The sequence below is a fragment of the Sphingobium sp. genome (genome assembly GCF_036170395.1).
GTDB lineage: Bacteria > Pseudomonadota > Alphaproteobacteria > Sphingomonadales > Sphingomonadaceae > Sphingobium.
The window spans coordinates 23,405-38,321 of record NZ_JAVHPD010000007.1; the positions used below are offsets into that span (position 1 = coordinate 23,405).

A 14,917-nucleotide genomic window follows, 5' to 3' on the forward strand; every position below is an offset into this window, starting at 1 on the left:
CATCTCCCGACCGTCGCTCTTGGCGCCAGGTCGGAGATCGCTCCGGCCTTCGCGGTAATGACAATGGTTTATAGGCATGGCTGAAACTTCCTGGCGCGACCGCCTCTTCGGCGGCCTCAAGCGCACATCCGACAAGCTCGGCGAAAATCTGTCCGGCCTGTTCAAGGCTGCGCTCGACGATCAGACCCTCGACGAGATCGAGGAAGCGCTCATCATGACCGACCTTGGCCCCGCCATGGCCGCGCGGGTGCGCGACCGGCTGGCCGCCGGGCGCTACAATCGCGAAATCACCGAGGAATATCTGCGCGAGATCATCGCGGAGGAGATCGAGAAGGTGCTGGCCCCGGTCGCCCGGCCGCTGGAGATCGAGGCGTTCCCGCGTCCGCAGGTGATCCTCGTCATCGGCGTCAACGGCTCCGGCAAGACCACCACCATCGCCAAGCTCGCGCATAATTTCCTGGAGCAGGATTATGGCGTGATGCTGGCGGCGGGCGACACGTTCCGCGCGGCCGCGATCGGACAGCTCAAGGTCTGGGCGGAGCGGCTCGGCGTCCCGATCGTCGCGGGCAAGGAGGGCGGCGACGCGGCCGGCATCGTGTTCGACGCGGTTCGCCAAGCCACCGAAACCGGCATCGACGTGCTCATCGTCGACACCGCCGGCCGGCTCCAGAACAAGACCGAGCTGATGGACGAGCTGGCGAAAGTCCGCCGCGTCCTCGGCCGATTGAACCCCGCCGCCCCGCACGACGTTGTGCTGGTTCTGGACGCCACGACGGGGCAGAATGCGTTGAACCAGATCGAAGTGTTCAAGGAAACGGCGCAGGTGACGGGTCTGGTCATGACGAAGCTCGATGGCACCGCGCGCGGCGGCGTGCTGGTCGCGGCGGCGGAGAAATATCGCCTGCCCATCCACGCCATCGGCGTCGGCGAGAAGATCGAGGATTTGCGTCCCTTCGACCCCGGCGACATGGCGAAGGCGATCGCGGGGACGGCTTATGCGCGGTGACAAGCTGGATGCAGAAACTCTCTTCGTCATCCCCGCGAAGGCGGGGATCCATCTCCCAGCCTCGCATATGGTGATGCGGCTGGAGATGGATTCCCGCCTTCGCGGGAATGACGGGAACTAACCATGGCCACCACCAAATCCCCCCATAACGGCACGCTCAGCCTGGCGCTCGATTTCGGGCCGCTGCTCGTCTTCTTCCTGACCTACAAGGGCGCTGGCTGGATCTGGGGGCCGGGCAATCCGATCACCGCCATGACCTTCGGCACCGCCGCCTTCATGGCTGCGATCGTCGTCGCGGTCATCGTCTCGAAGGTGAAGCTCGGCCGTGTCTCGCCGATGCTCTGGCTCTCGGCGCTGCTGATCCTCTTCTTCGGCGGCCTTACCATCTATTTCCACGATCAGAGCTTCATCCAGATCAAGCCGACCATCATCTACGCCTTCTTCGCGCTGATGCTGTTCGCCGGGCTGCTGCGCGGCAAGCCGTTGCTCAAATATCTGCTCCAGGCCGCCTATGACGGGCTCACCGAAACCGGCTGGATGAAGCTGTCGCGCAATTGGGCGCTGTTCTTCGTCGCCATGGCGATCGCCAATGAGGTCATGCGCCGCAGCATGAGCTTCGACACATGGCTTGCGGTCAAGGTGTGGGGCGTGACGATCGTCTCGATCGTCTTCGCCGCTGCCAACATCCCCATGCTGATGCGCCATGGCCTGACGCTGGGCGACGGGCCGGACAGCGACGAGGTGGGCGAGACCACCCCGCCGCAGGGATGACGATCAACCGCCGTTGAAATTGACCATCGCATAGAGCATCGCCAGCGACAGCAAAGTGTTGGTGCGCGAGACGATCATCGCCGTCGTCGCCGCTTTCGCCTTGGTCGCATCGTCGGCCGGCACAATGCCCAGCGCCCGCTTCTGGTTCGGCCAGATGATGAACCACACATTGGCCGCCATTATCAGCCCCAGCCACATGCCGACCCCGATCAGCGCGAAACCGGGCTTCAGCGTCAGCGCCTCGACCAGATAGGCGCTGCGCCAGGCGATGATGAGGCCGGTCACCACCGTCAGCAGCGCCGCCCAGCGGAAGAAGAAGAGCGCGGAGGGCGCGATGAACTTGGATACGCCCGGCTTCAGTTCGGCGGGCACCTTGGGCATGGTCGGGATCTGCACGAAATTGAAATAATAGAGCAGCCCGATCCAGGTGATGCCGAAGAACAGGTGAAGCCAGCGCAGGATCGCCTGTTCTGGAATCGTGTTCGCGGGAATCGCGAAGACAAGCAGCAGCGCGAGCACGAGCCCCGCCGCCAGCACGAGATGCAGATTGCCGAAAAATTTCGCCATGGCCCTTCCCCCGATATTCCGGCCGCCGCATGAAACGGGCGTCCTGACCTTCAAGTCTATGCCATCGGCGCAGGCCTGTCACATGGATATTTTCTCATCTTCTCGACAAAATATCCTGTTTTCCGCGGCGCAACCGGCCTGCTAGGGCAGCGGAGCCTTACGGTCGCAGCTTCGTTGTGCGGCCATTCCCATAAACGAACCCGAGGAGTTCTTCATGGCTTTCATCCTGCCCGACCTGCCCTACGCCAAGGACGCCTTTGGCGACATTTTGTCCGCCGAAACCTTCGACTATCACCATGGCAAGCACCACAATGCCTATGTCGTGAAGGCGAACGAGCTGGTCGCCGCCGATCCCGCGCTCCAGGGCAAGTCGCTGGTCGAACTCATCAAATCGTCCAAGGGCGGCCTCTTCAACCAGGTCGGCCAGATCTGGAACCACAGTTTCTACTGGCATTCGCTCAGCCCCGAAAAGACCGCGCCGTCGGGCGAGCTGCTCGACAAGATCAACGCGGCGTTCGGATCGGTCGACGCCCTGATCGAGAAACTCAAGGCAGAGGCCGTCGGCCATTTCGCCAGCGGCTGGGCCGCGCTGATCCTCAAGGACGGCAATCTCGAAGTCACCAGCTATCATGACGCCGACACGCCAGTCGCGCATGAAGGCCATACGCCGCTGCTGATCCTCGATGTGTGGGAACATGCCTATTATATCGACTATCGCAACGCGCGGCCCAACTATGCCGACCGCGTGCTGAAGGAAGCGATCAACTGGGACTTCGCGGCTCAGAATCTGGACGGAGAGGGCGTCAGCCGCGCCGACCAGCCGGGCTGATCCGGCCAGGACCGATCAGGCAGGGATCGAACAGACAAGGCCCGCTGCGCCCGTCCGGCGCGGCGGGCCTTGTCCTTTGCGGACAAAGCGCAAGCATTTGTTAAGCGGCCTTCGATAGCTTTCCCTCCGGGTGACGACAGGGGGAATGCCGTGGACCTCGACCTGCTCCATACGCAACATGCGGAGATCACAGTCACCGCGCGCCAATTGGCGGACGCGATCGCGCAGCCGGCCCAGCCGGCGGGCATCGGCCAGCTGCGCTGGCGGCTGGCGCGGATCGTGATGACTCATCTCGCGCTGGAGGACCGCATCGTCTATCCCGCGCTCCAGCGCTCGCCCGACCCCGAACAGCGCGCCCAGGCCGCGCTGCTCCAGCGCCAGATGGGGGGCCTCGCCCAGCAGTTCGCCGATTATACCGCCGGGTGGAGCGATGACCGCATCACGCGCGAATGGCCGCTCTTCTGCGCCCAGACCCGCGTCATACTGGAAGTGCTGGACGCCCGCATCGCGTTGGAGGACCGCTTCTTCACGCCCATCCTGCCCGAGTTGCAAAGGCTCATGCGGGGTTGACCTCACCCCGGCGACGGCAGATCCAGTTCCCGCGCCAGTTCATCCAGATCAGCGCCCGGCCGCACCAGCAGCCAGTCGCGGCTCGCCGCGCCATTGACCACAGTCACCGCGCCCTTGGGGCAGACGCCCAGGCAATCGACCTCGACCACGCCCGCCGCCGCCTTGCGCCCTTTCTTCAGCGCCAGATGCTTGCGCAGCGCTTTGGCCAGCCGCTCCTCGCCCTCCGGCCCGAACCCGCCGCCGACCTTCTTGGAACATTTGCGGCAGACGAGCACCGCGTTCTGCCAGTTGGACCGGACGAGAGGCTTCAATCCGCCGCTCCGCGCGGTTTCCACGTCCGCCGCTCTTCCGCCGCGCGCAGCACCTCATAGGCCGCCTGGATCGCCTGAAACCGCACCGCCGCCTGCGCGTCGCCGGGCTTCACATCGGGGTGATTTTCCTTCGCCAGCCGCCGCCAGCTCTTCTTCACCGTCTCGAAATCGGCGTCGTCCTCCAGTTCGAGCGCTTTGAGCGCATGAAGCTCGTCGCGCGACCGGCTGCCGTCGCCCGGCCCGCCCCAGCTATTATAGGCGCTCGACTGATAGGCGCCCGCGTCCCGCCGCTCGTCGCGCGCGCGCTGCTCGCGCTCCTCGGCGTCCAGCCCCTGAAAATAGTCCCAGTTCCGGTTATATTCGCCCGCATGATCGGCGCAGAAATACCAGCGCTCGGGGCTGTTGGGCGATTTGGGCGCGGGGCAGTCGCCGGGCTTGTCGCAGCCATGCCGGTCGCACAGCCGCACCTTCTGCGCCTCGCGCGCCGCGCCATAGCTGCGCCATCGGGGAAAGCCCCAGTCATTCGATCGACCCTGCCGTGCCATCCCCCCAACCTAGGGAAGCCGCGCGCGCTTTGCCAGTGGCTCTGCGCGGTCGATCATCCCGGCATCTTGAAACTGATACTGAAGTTGCTGCCGCTGCATCCCAATGCCCCATCAGGGCGATAGCTCTGCTGATAGCGCGCATGGCCCACGATCTTCGATGCGTTGGTGCTGAACGCCATCGGCGGATAGGCCGCGACGACCCGGATGTTGGTCGTTCGTCCATCGGCAGCGACATCATGCTCGACCCGCGTCCAGCCCTCGATGCCGACCCGCACCAGGTCTTCGGGATAATCGTCGCTGCCAACGCCGGTCGAGCGCAAGGCGGGCTTCGCATCGACGATCGAGCATTGCTGCGCGTCGAGGCCGGTCTCCAGATAGTCCGCCCGTGCCGCCGCCAGATCCTTGTCCGCCACCCGCGCCGACGCCCGTCGGACGAGGGCGGTGACGCGCATCGGATCATCCTTGGCAAGGCGACTGTCGGTAATGATCGCGTCCAGCGCGGCCCTGTCGCCTCGCCGACCGCGTTGCATCCCGGCACGATCATAGTTGATAAGCCGAGCCAAGGCGTATGTCGGCGCGTCGGCGGCATAGGGCGCTTCGGGCAAGCTGCGCTTCCGCTCCATCCGCAACTCCAGCACGTCGATCCACAGCCGCGCGGCGGGCGGCGCACCGGCGGCCGTCGAAATGGCCTTGAGGTCAGCGACATATTCCTCCCCCGTTCGCCCGGTAACCAGCGGATTGGCGAGCAGGTCTGCCAAGACGGCCGCCCGCGCCAGCGGCGGTGTGCCCGGCGCGGCGCGCAACCGGGCAAGCTCCTGCGCCAGCGCTTCGCGCCGGACCGCCTCCGAATCGCCGGTCGCCTCGAACCGCGTGACCCCTGCCCCCTCGATCCAATCCCGGAATGCCTTGCTCGCGCCCTGCTCCAAACCCGGTCCGCCCTGCGCCGCCGAGCAGCGCAATTCCAGCCGCGTAACCATGCGGAACAGCGCCGGTATCTTGGTGACGTCCTCGGGCCGCCACGACCATTCCCGCACCGCCCGCGCGAACGCCAGCGCCATGCCGCCGGGCCGCGAGCCATAGACGGGGCGGGCATAAGCCACCGCGCCGTTGTCCAAAATGCCGAACTCGATCACCGCAACGTCATCGGGCCGGATGCCCTCCTCCCCGCATTGCGGCGGTCGCATGTCGGCGGCAAAGGTAAAGTCCTGCTTCTCCATCCGGCCCGCGCCGGTATAGACCAGATACTCCCGCCCTTTGTCGCGCTTGCCAGCCAGCATCGCGGCGATCGCAGCATCGGATCGCGCAACCAGATCGTCATAATTGACCTTGAGCGTCAGCCCGCCTTCCGCGCGCACATTTTTGGCAAAAGCCGCCTCCGCCTCGGCGAAGCGTCCGAGATTGAGCAGCGCGCGTCCGCGCATCCCGGCCGCATAACCCAGCAGCGCCTTGTCCGCCTTCAAGTCGGAGGCGGCCAGCCGCTCGGCCTCCTCCGCGTCGGCCAGCGCCTTCGTCGGATCGAGGAAAATGCCGGCCTGCGCTTTCCCCATCAGGGCGGAAACCCGGTCGGCCGGCTCCACCGCCGCCGCCAGCGCCTGAGCATAATAATCATGCGCCGCCTGATAATCGAGGTCGCCCAGTTCCACCTGCCCGAGCGCGATCAGCCCCTGGATGCGATCGAGCCGCAAGCTCTCATCGTCGGCCGGGAGCGCCGCAACCGCCTGCTCCAGCAGCGGGCGCGCCTCGCGCCATCGGCTGAGCTTGCCCAGCGCCATGCCCTTGCGCAGCCGCACGATCGCGACGCTGCGCGGGCTCTTGACCCGCTGCTCCAGTGCCTCCAGCAGCGCCAAAGCCTTGGCATTGTCTCCGGCAAGCGTGGCAGCCGAAGCCGCGTCGAACGTCTGCTGCACGCTCATCGCGGGCTGGGCGACGGGCGCTGCGTCCTGCGCCACAGCGAAGGCCGGCGCGGTCGCCAGCGCCACACCCAGCATCATCCTGTTCATGCCCGCCGATTCCCCCTGCCCCAACCCGTTGCCGGACAAGCCTTAATCGGCGCGCAAGGACATTGCCAGAGGGCCTGTAAGCCGGGTTCTGTCCACCCGTGAACGGGATGGGCGACCATTCCTCTAGGGGACGGATTGCTCCGTCCCTCAAGCAACCAACCCGGGCGGTCTCGGCCGAAACATGCCTAGCCGGATCGCTCCGGCGCGCCGCCCCTATTCGGTCTTGCTCCCGGTGGGGTTTACCGTGCCGCCTTGCGTTGCCGCAGGCGCGGTGCGCTCTTACCGCACCCTTTCAATGTCACTGGGTCGAAACCTGAGCGACCTGCTTTCTGTTGCACTGTCCCTTGGATCACTCCAGCCGGCCGTTAGCCGGCACCGTCATTTCGTGGAGCCCGGACTTTCCTCGCCGTGGAAGTTACCCGCCACGCCGCGGCCGCCCGGCCCTCTGGCGGGTAGCGCCATAGCGCGCCTTGGCGGCTTAGTCATCCCCTTGCGGTTTAGGGAGGAGCAAGGCGAGCAGGATCGCGCGGCATTCCCCGTCGATCACCCCGTCCATCCGCTCGGGGCGGAAGCGCCGCTGGAACGCGACGACCGCCGCCTGCGGATCGGCGATGTCATAGCCGAAGCGCTCCAGCGCCAGCATGAAGCCGCTGTCGGTCCAGTGCGGGTCCATGAGATTCTTGGTCGGACGCGGCAGGGCGAGCCGCAGCCTCGCCAACTGCCCCCACGGAAAAAGCTCGCCCGGATCCTGCTTGCGCGCGGGCGCGACGTCGCTGTGCCCGACGATATTGCCGCGGGTGATCTTGTGCCGGGTCACGATATCGTGGACCAGCGGGATCAGCGATCCCATCTGTGCTTCGGGAAAGGGGCGATATCCCCATTCATGCCCCGGATTGACGATCTCAATGCCGATGCTGGCGGAGTTCACGTCATCGATCCCGCGCCAGTGCGATCGCCCCGCATGCCAGGCGCGCTTGGCCTCATCGACCATGCGGATGATCTGCCCGTCCTCGGTCACGACATAATGGGCCGAAACCTTCGATTCGGGGTTCGCCAGCCAGTTGATCGCGCTCGCCGCGTCGGGCATCCCGGTATAGTGCAGCACGAGGAGGCTGATCGGCAGCGAGCGCTCATCGAAATTGGGCGACGGCGTCTCGATCATGGGGATGTCGGTCATCGGGAAAGGCCAGTCACTTGCTGCGGTTCGATCATCGCGCCCTTCCGGCCGCCTGTCGATACCCGCCGGCCCTTAGCCTGACCATGGCGCAGAGCGCCGCCGCAATCAAGCAGGGTTAATGCCGCGCCAGCCTTCAGGCGGTTCGCCGCATCGGCCCGCCGGCGCAGTCGGGCAGAGCGACCTTGCGCCCATAGCTGCCGCGAAATTCGGGGTGGGGCGCGAAATCGTCCCCCTGCCCGATCACCGTCTCGCCCGCGCCCAGCAGCAATATCGTCTGGGCATGGCTGTGCCGCGCCAGCAGCCCCAGCACCGCCTGCCGCCGCTCGGGCGTGAAATAGAGCAGCACGTTGCGGCAGAGGATGAGGTCATACTGGCCGATCGGCGCGCGCGGATCGAACAGATTGTCGTGGCGGAAATCGATCATCGCGCGCAACTCCGCGCTCGCGCGCCAATCCTCGCCATGCGGCGCGAACCATTTGATGAGGTCGCCGACCGCCAGCCCGCGCTGCACGTCCATCTGCGAAAAGACGCCGGACTTGGCCTGCTCGATCGCGGCGGTCGAAATGTCGGTCGCCAATATTTCGATCCGCCACCCCTGCCAGCGCGCCGCCTCGTTTTGCAGCCGGATCGCCAGCGAATAGGCTTCCTGCCCCGTAGAACAGCCCGCGCTCCACACCCGCAGCGTGCGGTCGGCCCGCTCCTCGCGGATGCGCGGCAATATGTCCTTGTGGATCATGTCGAAAATCTGGAGGTCGCGGAAGAAGCTGCTCTCATTGTTGAGCAGCGCGTTGACGACGTCGCGCTCCAGCCCCGGATTGCGCCCGCGCAGCAGCTCCGCCGCGACATCGTCAATATCCTTGAGGCCATGGGCGCGGATCACCGGGCGCAACGCGGTTTCCATTCGCCATGCCCTGTTTTCCGACAGAAGCTGCCCGGTGCGCGCCTCCAGCAGGCCGGTCAGCACGCGCGCGGCGCCCTGGAGTCCGTCGGGGGCGGAGGGCGGCAAAGCCATCACCCCGCCACCCGGCCGCGCCGCGCGACGAAATCCATGATCGCCACCGGCTCCATTATCGAACATGTCAGTCCCGCTCCCGCCACCGATCCGGGCATTCCCCAGACGACGCTGCTTGCCTCATCCTGCGCGACGATCCAGCCGCCCGCCGCCACGATGTCGCGCGCGCCCATGGTCCCGTCGCGGCCCATCCCGGTCAGCACCACGCCCGCCGCGCCCGCGCCATACATCTCCGCCATGCTCGAAAACATGGGATCGACGCCGGGCAGATTGCCCGCCGGCGTGCGTTCGGGGCTGAGCGCCACTATCACCCGGCCGTGCAGGCCGCGCCGCAGCTGCAAATTGGCGTCGCCCGGCGCCACATAAACGGTATCGGGCATCAGCGCCTCGCCCATCTCGGCGACCTTCACGCGCAGGCTGGTCATGCGCGCCAATTGCTGCGCGAAATAGACGGTGAAGCTCGCCGGCAGATGCTGGGTCAGCAGCAACGGCACGCCCAGCGGCGCGCTCAGCCCCTCGAACAATTGCCCCAGCGCATGAATGCCCCCGGTCGATGCCCCGATGCCGAGGCAGGCGAGCGGCGCGGCGGCGGGCACGGGCGTCGTCGGCACGATCGTGCGCGGCAGCGGCGTCGCCGCCGGCCGGTCGCTGAACAGCCGCATCAGCCGGTCGATCAGCGCGCTCGGGAATTGCTCGCCGAAGCTGCCGCTGCCGGGTTTCGAGAGGATATCGCTCGCGCCCAGCGCCAGCGCCTCGACCGCAGCGGCGCTCCCCTCCTCGCATTTGCCCGAGAGGATCGCGACCTTTACCTGCGGGTTGGCGCTCAATATCTGCGGCAGCGCGGCAAGCCCGCTTTGCCCCGGCAATTCGATATCCAGCAGCACCAGATCGACGGCATTCTCGGCCAGATAGCCGAGCGCATGTTCGGCGCTGTTGGTCTTGTGGACCACGGCGAAGGCGGGATTGGATTCCAGGATGCGGCCGATGACGGTCCGCACCACCACCGAATCGTCGACGACGAGGGTGCGGATCACCGGCGTCGCGCGCCTGTCGCTGGACATGATCGGAACCATGGCGGTCATCGGTGAACGGGCTTTCGTGCGATCAAGAGGCGGAGATAGGCTTGCTCCCAAATGGTGCGGCACGGGGCGCGCTAGATCACCCCGACGATCGCCAGCTTGCTTTCCAACGTCTCGCGATCGAAGGGCTTCATCACATATTCGTCCGCGCCGGCCTCGACCGCCGCCTTGATGTGGCTGATGCCGTTTTCGGTGGTGCAGAAGATGATCTTGGGCCGCGCCGCCATCTTGGCGGACGACAAGGCCTGGAGGAATTCCATCCCGCTCATGACCGGCATGTTCCAGTCGAGCAGCACCACGTCGGGCGGCGAGGCTTCGCACTGGGTCAGCGCGTCCTGTCCGTCCACCGCCTCGCTGACCGTCAGGTCCAGCGACTCGAGGATATGGCGGGCCACCTTGCGGATGACCTTGGAATCGTCGACGACCAGGCAGTTTTTCATGAAGTGTCCTTCAGGTGTTTTTTCGTCCCGTTGAACGGGGTTAGCGACCAAAAGCGAGGATTTGGTAAACGGGAATCTCAGCCTGTCTCATGCCGCCTGCGCCAGAGCGCCGCCCTCGATGAACGCGGCTAGCGACACGAGCAGCCAGGGCTGCCCCTCATTCTCGACGATCGCCCGCGCGTGCGGCGCCCAGGCGCTGTCCAACTGCCCGCGCAACGGCGCCGGCCCTTCGGCTACCCGGCAGATGTCCAGCACGCTGTCGACCAGAAAGCCGTAGCTATGCCCGCTGATATTGGCGATGATCGCCAGCCGCCGCGCCTCGGCCGGCATCGGCTTCCCATGGACCAGCGCCGCGACGTCGATCACCGTCAGCACCCGGCTGCGCAGCGCGGACAGGCCCGCGACATGCGCGCCCATGCCCGGCACCGGCGAAATATCGGACAGGCGCACCACCGCCTCGACCTCGGCGGCGTCCACCGCCACCCGCGTGCCCGCCAGCACCGCGAACAGATAAAGCTCGTCCAGCATCGCGCTTACCCCCTCCCGCCGGCGATCGCCGCCATCAGCGCGGCCTGATCGTAGCGATAGATGCTGCCGTCCTGCGGCCCGACAGGGCGCGGCGATGCGCGCAGCTGCACCACCCGGCATCCCATGATCTCCGCCGCCTGCGCCGCGTCCGCGCCGCCGCACAGCACGATGTCGTCTGGTTCCACCGCGCGGTCGGCGGGCAGGCCCATGACCACGTCATGCCCCGCCTGCCGCAGCAACGGCGCCAATATCTCGCGCGTCCACCCATCCTCGGCATCGGCCAGCACGCATCGGCCCCGCACCCGCGCCATATCCGCCTCGTCGGGCAGACCGGCGAACAGAGCGAAGGGGTTGATGACCTCCAGATGCTCGCCATCGACCACCGCGACGCCGCTCAGCATCCCGTGCATCGCCACCATGTCGGGCACCGCCGGCATCTCGACGATATCCAGCACCGCCGCGACCGGGTAGCAGGCTTCGCGCCGGTCGTCGCGCAGCCGCAGCGCCGCTACGCTCGGACGGTCGAATTGCCACAGCCCGTTGGCGACCGGCACCAGCCGCTCGTCGAGCCGCACGAACGCTTGGCCCCCCGACCGGCCGAACAGCCGCGTGTCCACATCCTCGACCCGCTCGATCAACGAGAGCTTGAGCAGCCGCCGCTCGCCCGACAATTCCTCGAAGCGCAGCGCCGGGACCATCTCCACCCCATCCTCCTGCGCCGCGCTCTCCTGCGTCCGCGAGGCCCGATCATCCTCGACATTGGAGAGGTTGGCGGCGTTGGCGAGGCCGGCGGCGTCCAGCAGCAGCATCGGCTTGCCATTGTCGGGCAATGTCATGCCGGCATAAAGCCCGCTCGCCATCACCAGCGGGGAGGCCGGGCGGATCACCAGCTCCTCATGATTGTCGACCGCCGACACGCCCATCGCAAAGGGCACGCCGGTCGCCGATCGCACCACCATCACCGCACGCGGCCCGGATTGCGCCGGCTTCTCCAGCCCCAGCACATCCTCAAGGTCGATCATCGAATGGCGCACCGACCTGATCGACGCGATCTTCGCGCCGCCCACTTCGCTCACCTGAAGCATGTCGTTGTTATCGTGCAATATCTCGACCACCGCCGCCCGCGGAATCGCGAAATGCTGCCCACCCGCCCGGATGATGAGGCCGGGGATGATCGTCAGCGTCAGCGGCACGCGCAGCGTGATGCAAAGCCCCCTGCCCGGCGCATTGTCGAGCGCGATGACTCCGCCGATCCGCTCGATATTGGCGCGCACCACGTCCATGCCGACGCCGCGCCCGGATATGGCGGTCACCTTGCTCGCGGTCGACACCCCGGCGTGGAAGATGAGGTCGAGCTTCTCCTGCTCGGTCATGCGCGCGGCGGCGTCCGGCGTCAGCCGCCCGGCGGCGATCGCCTTGTCCACCAGCCTTGCCGTGTCGATCCCCGCCCCGTCGTCGGCGATGGCGATGACGATCTGGTTGCCCGACTGGCGCGCCTCCAGCCGCAGGCTTCCCGCTTCGGGCTTGCCGGCGGCGCGGCGCACCTGCGGCGTTTCGATGCCATGGTCGATGCTGTTGCGCACGATATGGGTGAGCGGGTCGACGACCATCTCCACCATCTCGCGGTCCATCTCAACGTCGCCGCCTTCCAGCGTCAGGTCGATACGCTTGCCAAGGTCGCGGCCAAGATCGCGGACCATGCGCGGGATCGCGGAGAACAGGCGATCGACGCGCTGCATCCGCGTCTTGGAGATGATGTCGCGCATGTCCGCGACGCAGGTGGACAGCCGCTCGAACACATTGTCCAACTCGGGATCGGCCGACCGCTCGCGCAGCTTGCGCGACAATTCGTTGCGCGCCAGCACCATGTCCGACACGCCGTTCATCAGCTGGTCGATCAGGGTCAGCGGCAGGCGGATGGTGCGCGGCCCGGACTGGGCGCTGGCCTGGCGCGCGACCGCGACGGGCGCGACATTCTCCGCCTCTGCTGCCGGCGCCTCCTCCTGCGCGGTGAGCGCTGCGATCAGGAAATCGTCATTCTCGCTCGTCAGCGCCGCGCCCACGGCCACCGCTTCGGCCAGTTCGCCGATCCGGTCCATGACGCCCAGCACCGCGCTTACCGTCGCGGGATCGGCCTTGCGTCGGCCGGCGCGAATCTCCGACAGAACATCCTCGGCCGCGTGGCTCAACCGCTCGAAGCGCGGCAGGTTGAGGAAGCCGCAACTGCCCTTGACGGTGTGGAAGAAGCGGAAGATCGCGTCCAGCCGGTCGCTATCGGCCGGATCGGCCTCCCAGGCGACCACCTCTCCGGCAAGCGCCTCCAGCGTCTCCTGCGTTTCGGAGATGAATTCCTGTAATAGCTCGTCCATTCCGCTTCAGGCCCCTGGGATGCGCGCCTGGGCACCATGGGACTGCGTGGTTAAAGGGCGGTTAAAGGCCAGCGAAACGCCCACGAAAAAGGGCGCGGCAACCCTTGTTCGCCGCGCCCTTTGGGGATCGATCGAGAGGCTTACTGCTTCTCTTCGACGGCGTCCTCGGCCTTGTCGCCCGCCTCGCGGGTGGCGTCGGCCTTGTTCTCCAGATTGTCGGCGGCGTTTTCGGCGGCCGCTTCGGCGTTGCCGCTCAGATTGTCGGCCATGGCCTCCATATTGTCCGCCTGGTTGTCGAGTGCGTCGGCCTGATTCTCATACGCGTTCTCGACCTTATTCTCCTGCTTGGAATCGCATGCGCTCAGCGCGACCATGCTGGCAATACCAAGGACAGTGACGAAGGTTTTCACGGCGTTATCTCCTGTTGCGCCCCCTGGGGCTGACGTCGTTCGGCACGGGTTCCGCTCCGCATCCTGCGATAGGCAACCCTGACGCCGATCAACCGGCCGCAGGAAAGATGGTTCCGGCCGTGAACTCGTTTCGTCGCATAAACGATTATTTTTTGAGGCTATCCCGGATTTCGCGCAGCAGGACGATGTCCTCGGGCGTCGGCGCGGGGGCGGCGGGGGCCGGCTCTTCCTTGTGCGTCAGCCGGTTCATGGTCCGCACCAGCAGGAAGATGATGAAGGCCAGGATCAGGAAATTGACCATCACCGTCAGGAACTGGCCCCACCCGAACATGGCGACGCCCGCGGCCTTCAAGTCCGCATAGCTTTGCGGATTGCCCTTGAACCCTTCGGGGATCGCACCCAGCCGGACGAAGTAGCGCGAAAAGTCCACGCCCCCGAATATCCAGCCCACGACCGGCATGATGAGGTCGTCGGTCAGCGATTTGGTGATGGTGGCGAACGCCCCGCCGATGATGACGCCGACCGCCAGGTCCATCACATTCCCCCGGTTGATGAACGTCTTGAACTCGGAAATCAGTCCCATGGATCAAGCCCTTTGCCTGTCGCAATCTAGTCGCTGCTGGATGGCCCGTTGCACGACGCGGGGCAACCTCCTATTTCCCCGTCGAAACAAAGCCGAGGATGTTCCATGCCTGTCCCGCGTCACCTGCGTATCGCCCTGCTGCCCCTGACCGCCGCGTTCGCTTTGTCCGCCTGCGGCATCAACAGCGTGCCCACTGCCGAGGAGGCGGCGAAGGCCAAATGGGCCGACGTGCAGGCGCAATATCAGCGCCGCGCCAACCTCACCGGCAACCTCGTCGCCACGGTGAAGGCGGCGGGCAAGCAGGAACAGGAAACGCTGACCCGCGTCACCGAAGCGCGCGCGAAGGCGACCTCCATCCAGATCAACGCCGAAGACCTGTCCGATCCCGCCAAGGTCGCCCAATATCAGGCGGCGCAGGCGCAGCTGAGCCAGGGCCTTGGCCGCCTGCTCGCCTCGGTCGAAGCCTATCCCGACCTCAAGACCAACGAAAATTTCCTCCAGCTCCAGTCGCAGCTCGAAGGCACGGAGAACCGCATCGCCGTCGCCATCCGCGACTATAATGGCGCGGTCCAGGACTATAACACCCGCATCCGCACCTTCCCCGACGCCATCGGCGCGAAGCTGATCCACGGCGCCAAGCCCATGACCCCGTTCCAGGCAACCACGCCCGGCGCGGAAGAAGCGCCCAAGGTCGACTTCGGCAACTGACCGGGACGCCCC

The 14,917-nt window shown here is 66.2% G+C and carries 17 protein-coding genes and 1 other RNA gene; 5 read left to right on the forward strand and 13 right to left on the reverse strand.

What is annotated here, in order from left to right; translation table 11 throughout:
• The first annotated feature begins 76 nt into the window (after nt 1-76).
• Both ftsY and ispZ read left to right on the forward strand, forming a co-directional pair.
• Nucleotides 77-1,006 (forward strand): signal recognition particle-docking protein FtsY, encoded by a 930-nt coding sequence (gene ftsY / locus V2B31_RS01660; protein ID WP_328274663.1) that lies wholly within the window; start codon nt 77-79, stop codon nt 1,004-1,006.
• Nucleotides 1,007-1,129: 123 nt separating this feature from the next.
• The gene (ispZ, locus tag V2B31_RS01665) at nt 1,130-1,777 is read left to right on the forward strand and encodes a septation protein IspZ (RefSeq protein WP_328274665.1); all 648 of its coding nucleotides are present in this window, start codon (nt 1,130-1,132) and stop codon (nt 1,775-1,777) included.
• 3 nt (nt 1,778-1,780) lie between these two features.
• On the opposite strand, the gene V2B31_RS01670 is transcribed toward ispZ, so the two are convergent.
• Nucleotides 1,781-2,344, reverse strand: a complete 564-nt coding sequence (locus V2B31_RS01670; RefSeq protein ID WP_328274667.1) for a urate hydroxylase PuuD — start codon at nt 2,342-2,344, stop codon at nt 1,781-1,783.
• A 214-nt stretch (nt 2,345-2,558) separates the two neighbouring features.
• Between V2B31_RS01670 and V2B31_RS01675 the strand changes: the two genes are divergently transcribed.
• Together V2B31_RS01675 and V2B31_RS01680 are read left to right on the forward strand one after the other, a co-directional pair.
• Nucleotides 2,559-3,173 (forward strand): superoxide dismutase, encoded by a 615-nt coding sequence (locus V2B31_RS01675; protein ID WP_328274668.1) that lies wholly within the window; start codon nt 2,559-2,561, stop codon nt 3,171-3,173.
• 150 nt (nt 3,174-3,323) lie between these two features.
• On the forward strand, nt 3,324-3,743 hold the full coding sequence (locus tag V2B31_RS01680) for a hemerythrin domain-containing protein (protein WP_328274670.1): 420 nt from the start codon (nt 3,324-3,326) through the stop codon (nt 3,741-3,743).
• 2 nt (nt 3,744-3,745) lie between these two features.
• Here V2B31_RS01680 and V2B31_RS01685 read toward each other — a convergent pair whose 3' ends face one another.
• From V2B31_RS01685 to mscL, 12 genes are all read right to left on the reverse strand, one after another.
• Nucleotides 3,746-4,078, reverse strand: a complete 333-nt coding sequence (locus V2B31_RS01685) for a (2Fe-2S) ferredoxin domain-containing protein (RefSeq protein ID WP_328274672.1) — start codon at nt 4,076-4,078, stop codon at nt 3,746-3,748.
• Nucleotides 4,051-4,599 (reverse strand): J domain-containing protein, encoded by a 549-nt coding sequence (locus V2B31_RS01690; RefSeq protein WP_328274674.1) that lies wholly within the window; start codon nt 4,597-4,599, stop codon nt 4,051-4,053. Before V2B31_RS01690 ends, V2B31_RS01685 begins: the two co-directional genes overlap by 28 nt.
• A 53-nt stretch (nt 4,600-4,652) precedes the next feature.
• Nucleotides 4,653-6,599 carry an energy transducer TonB gene (locus V2B31_RS01695; RefSeq protein WP_328274676.1) on the reverse strand — a complete coding sequence of 649 codons (1,947 nt, stop codon included), beginning with the start codon at nt 6,597-6,599 and terminating at the stop codon, nt 4,653-4,655.
• Nucleotides 6,600-6,660: 61 nt separating this feature from the next.
• Nucleotides 6,661-7,048, reverse strand: an RNA gene (gene rnpB, locus V2B31_RS01700) — RNase P RNA component class A.
• Between the two features lie 29 nt (nt 7,049-7,077).
• Nucleotides 7,078-7,776: an N-acetylmuramoyl-L-alanine amidase gene (locus V2B31_RS01705; protein ID WP_328274678.1), complete on the reverse strand. Its 699-nt coding sequence runs from the start codon at nt 7,774-7,776 to the stop codon at nt 7,078-7,080.
• 133 nt (nt 7,777-7,909) lie between these two features.
• Nucleotides 7,910-8,788: a CheR family methyltransferase gene (locus tag V2B31_RS01710; RefSeq protein WP_328274682.1), complete on the reverse strand. Its 879-nt coding sequence runs from the start codon at nt 8,786-8,788 to the stop codon at nt 7,910-7,912.
• The gene (locus V2B31_RS01715; RefSeq protein WP_328274686.1) at nt 8,788-9,870 is read right to left on the reverse strand and encodes a chemotaxis protein CheB; all 1,083 of its coding nucleotides are present in this window, start codon (nt 9,868-9,870) and stop codon (nt 8,788-8,790) included. Before V2B31_RS01715 ends, V2B31_RS01710 begins: the two co-directional genes overlap by 1 nt.
• A 71-nt stretch (nt 9,871-9,941) precedes the next feature.
• Complete coding sequence (locus tag V2B31_RS01720) at nt 9,942-10,307, reverse strand: response regulator (protein WP_056683968.1); 366 nt, start codon at nt 10,305-10,307, stop codon at nt 9,942-9,944.
• A gap of 87 nt (nt 10,308-10,394) precedes the next feature.
• Entirely contained in the window at nt 10,395-10,832 is a 438-nt protein-coding gene (locus V2B31_RS01725) for a chemotaxis protein CheW (RefSeq protein WP_328275188.1), read from the reverse strand.
• An 8-nt stretch (nt 10,833-10,840) separates the two neighbouring features.
• The gene (locus V2B31_RS01730; protein WP_328274688.1) at nt 10,841-13,204 is read right to left on the reverse strand and encodes a chemotaxis protein CheA; all 2,364 of its coding nucleotides are present in this window, start codon (nt 13,202-13,204) and stop codon (nt 10,841-10,843) included.
• A 140-nt stretch (nt 13,205-13,344) separates the two neighbouring features.
• Complete coding sequence (locus tag V2B31_RS01735; RefSeq protein WP_328274690.1) at nt 13,345-13,614, reverse strand: hypothetical protein; 270 nt, start codon at nt 13,612-13,614, stop codon at nt 13,345-13,347.
• Between the two features lie 145 nt (nt 13,615-13,759).
• A complete protein-coding gene (mscL, locus tag V2B31_RS01740) occupies nt 13,760-14,197 on the reverse strand; it encodes a large conductance mechanosensitive channel protein MscL (RefSeq protein WP_328274694.1) in 438 nt (145 codons plus the stop codon).
• Between the two features lie 105 nt (nt 14,198-14,302).
• Here mscL and V2B31_RS01745 point away from each other — a divergent pair, with 105 nt between their 5' ends.
• Complete coding sequence (locus V2B31_RS01745; RefSeq protein ID WP_328274699.1) at nt 14,303-14,905, forward strand: LemA family protein; 603 nt, start codon at nt 14,303-14,305, stop codon at nt 14,903-14,905.
• Nucleotides 14,906-14,917: the final 12 nt, after the last annotated feature.

What these genes read in the sequence shown, in the direction of transcription:
- V2B31_RS01705 (WP_328274678.1), bottom strand. Translation starts at nt 7,776, where the DNA reads ATGACCGACATCCCCATGATCGAGACGCCGTCGCCCAATTTCGATGAG.
- mscL (WP_328274694.1), bottom strand. Translation starts at nt 14,197, where the DNA reads ATGGGACTGATTTCCGAGTTCAAGACGTTCATCAACCGGGGGAATGTG.
- V2B31_RS01670 (WP_328274667.1), bottom strand. Translation starts at nt 2,344, where the DNA reads ATGGCGAAATTTTTCGGCAATCTGCATCTCGTGCTGGCGGCGGGGCTC.
- V2B31_RS01745 (WP_328274699.1), top strand. Translation starts at nt 14,303, where the DNA reads ATGCCTGTCCCGCGTCACCTGCGTATCGCCCTGCTGCCCCTGACCGCC.
- V2B31_RS01720 (WP_056683968.1), bottom strand. Translation starts at nt 10,307, where the DNA reads ATGAAAAACTGCCTGGTCGTCGACGATTCCAAGGTCATCCGCAAGGTG.
- V2B31_RS01695 (WP_328274676.1), bottom strand. Translation starts at nt 6,599, where the DNA reads ATGAACAGGATGATGCTGGGTGTGGCGCTGGCGACCGCGCCGGCCTTC.
- V2B31_RS01730 (WP_328274688.1), bottom strand. Translation starts at nt 13,204, where the DNA reads ATGGACGAGCTATTACAGGAATTCATCTCCGAAACGCAGGAGACGCTG.
- V2B31_RS01715 (WP_328274686.1), bottom strand. Translation starts at nt 9,870, where the DNA reads ATGACCGCCATGGTTCCGATCATGTCCAGCGACAGGCGCGCGACGCCG.
- V2B31_RS01710 (WP_328274682.1), bottom strand. Translation starts at nt 8,788, where the DNA reads ATGGCTTTGCCGCCCTCCGCCCCCGACGGACTCCAGGGCGCCGCGCGC.
- V2B31_RS01690 (WP_328274674.1), bottom strand. Translation starts at nt 4,599, where the DNA reads ATGGCACGGCAGGGTCGATCGAATGACTGGGGCTTTCCCCGATGGCGC.
- ftsY (WP_328274663.1), top strand. Translation starts at nt 77, where the DNA reads ATGGCTGAAACTTCCTGGCGCGACCGCCTCTTCGGCGGCCTCAAGCGC.
- V2B31_RS01675 (WP_328274668.1), top strand. Translation starts at nt 2,559, where the DNA reads ATGGCTTTCATCCTGCCCGACCTGCCCTACGCCAAGGACGCCTTTGGC.
- ispZ (WP_328274665.1), top strand. Translation starts at nt 1,130, where the DNA reads ATGGCCACCACCAAATCCCCCCATAACGGCACGCTCAGCCTGGCGCTC.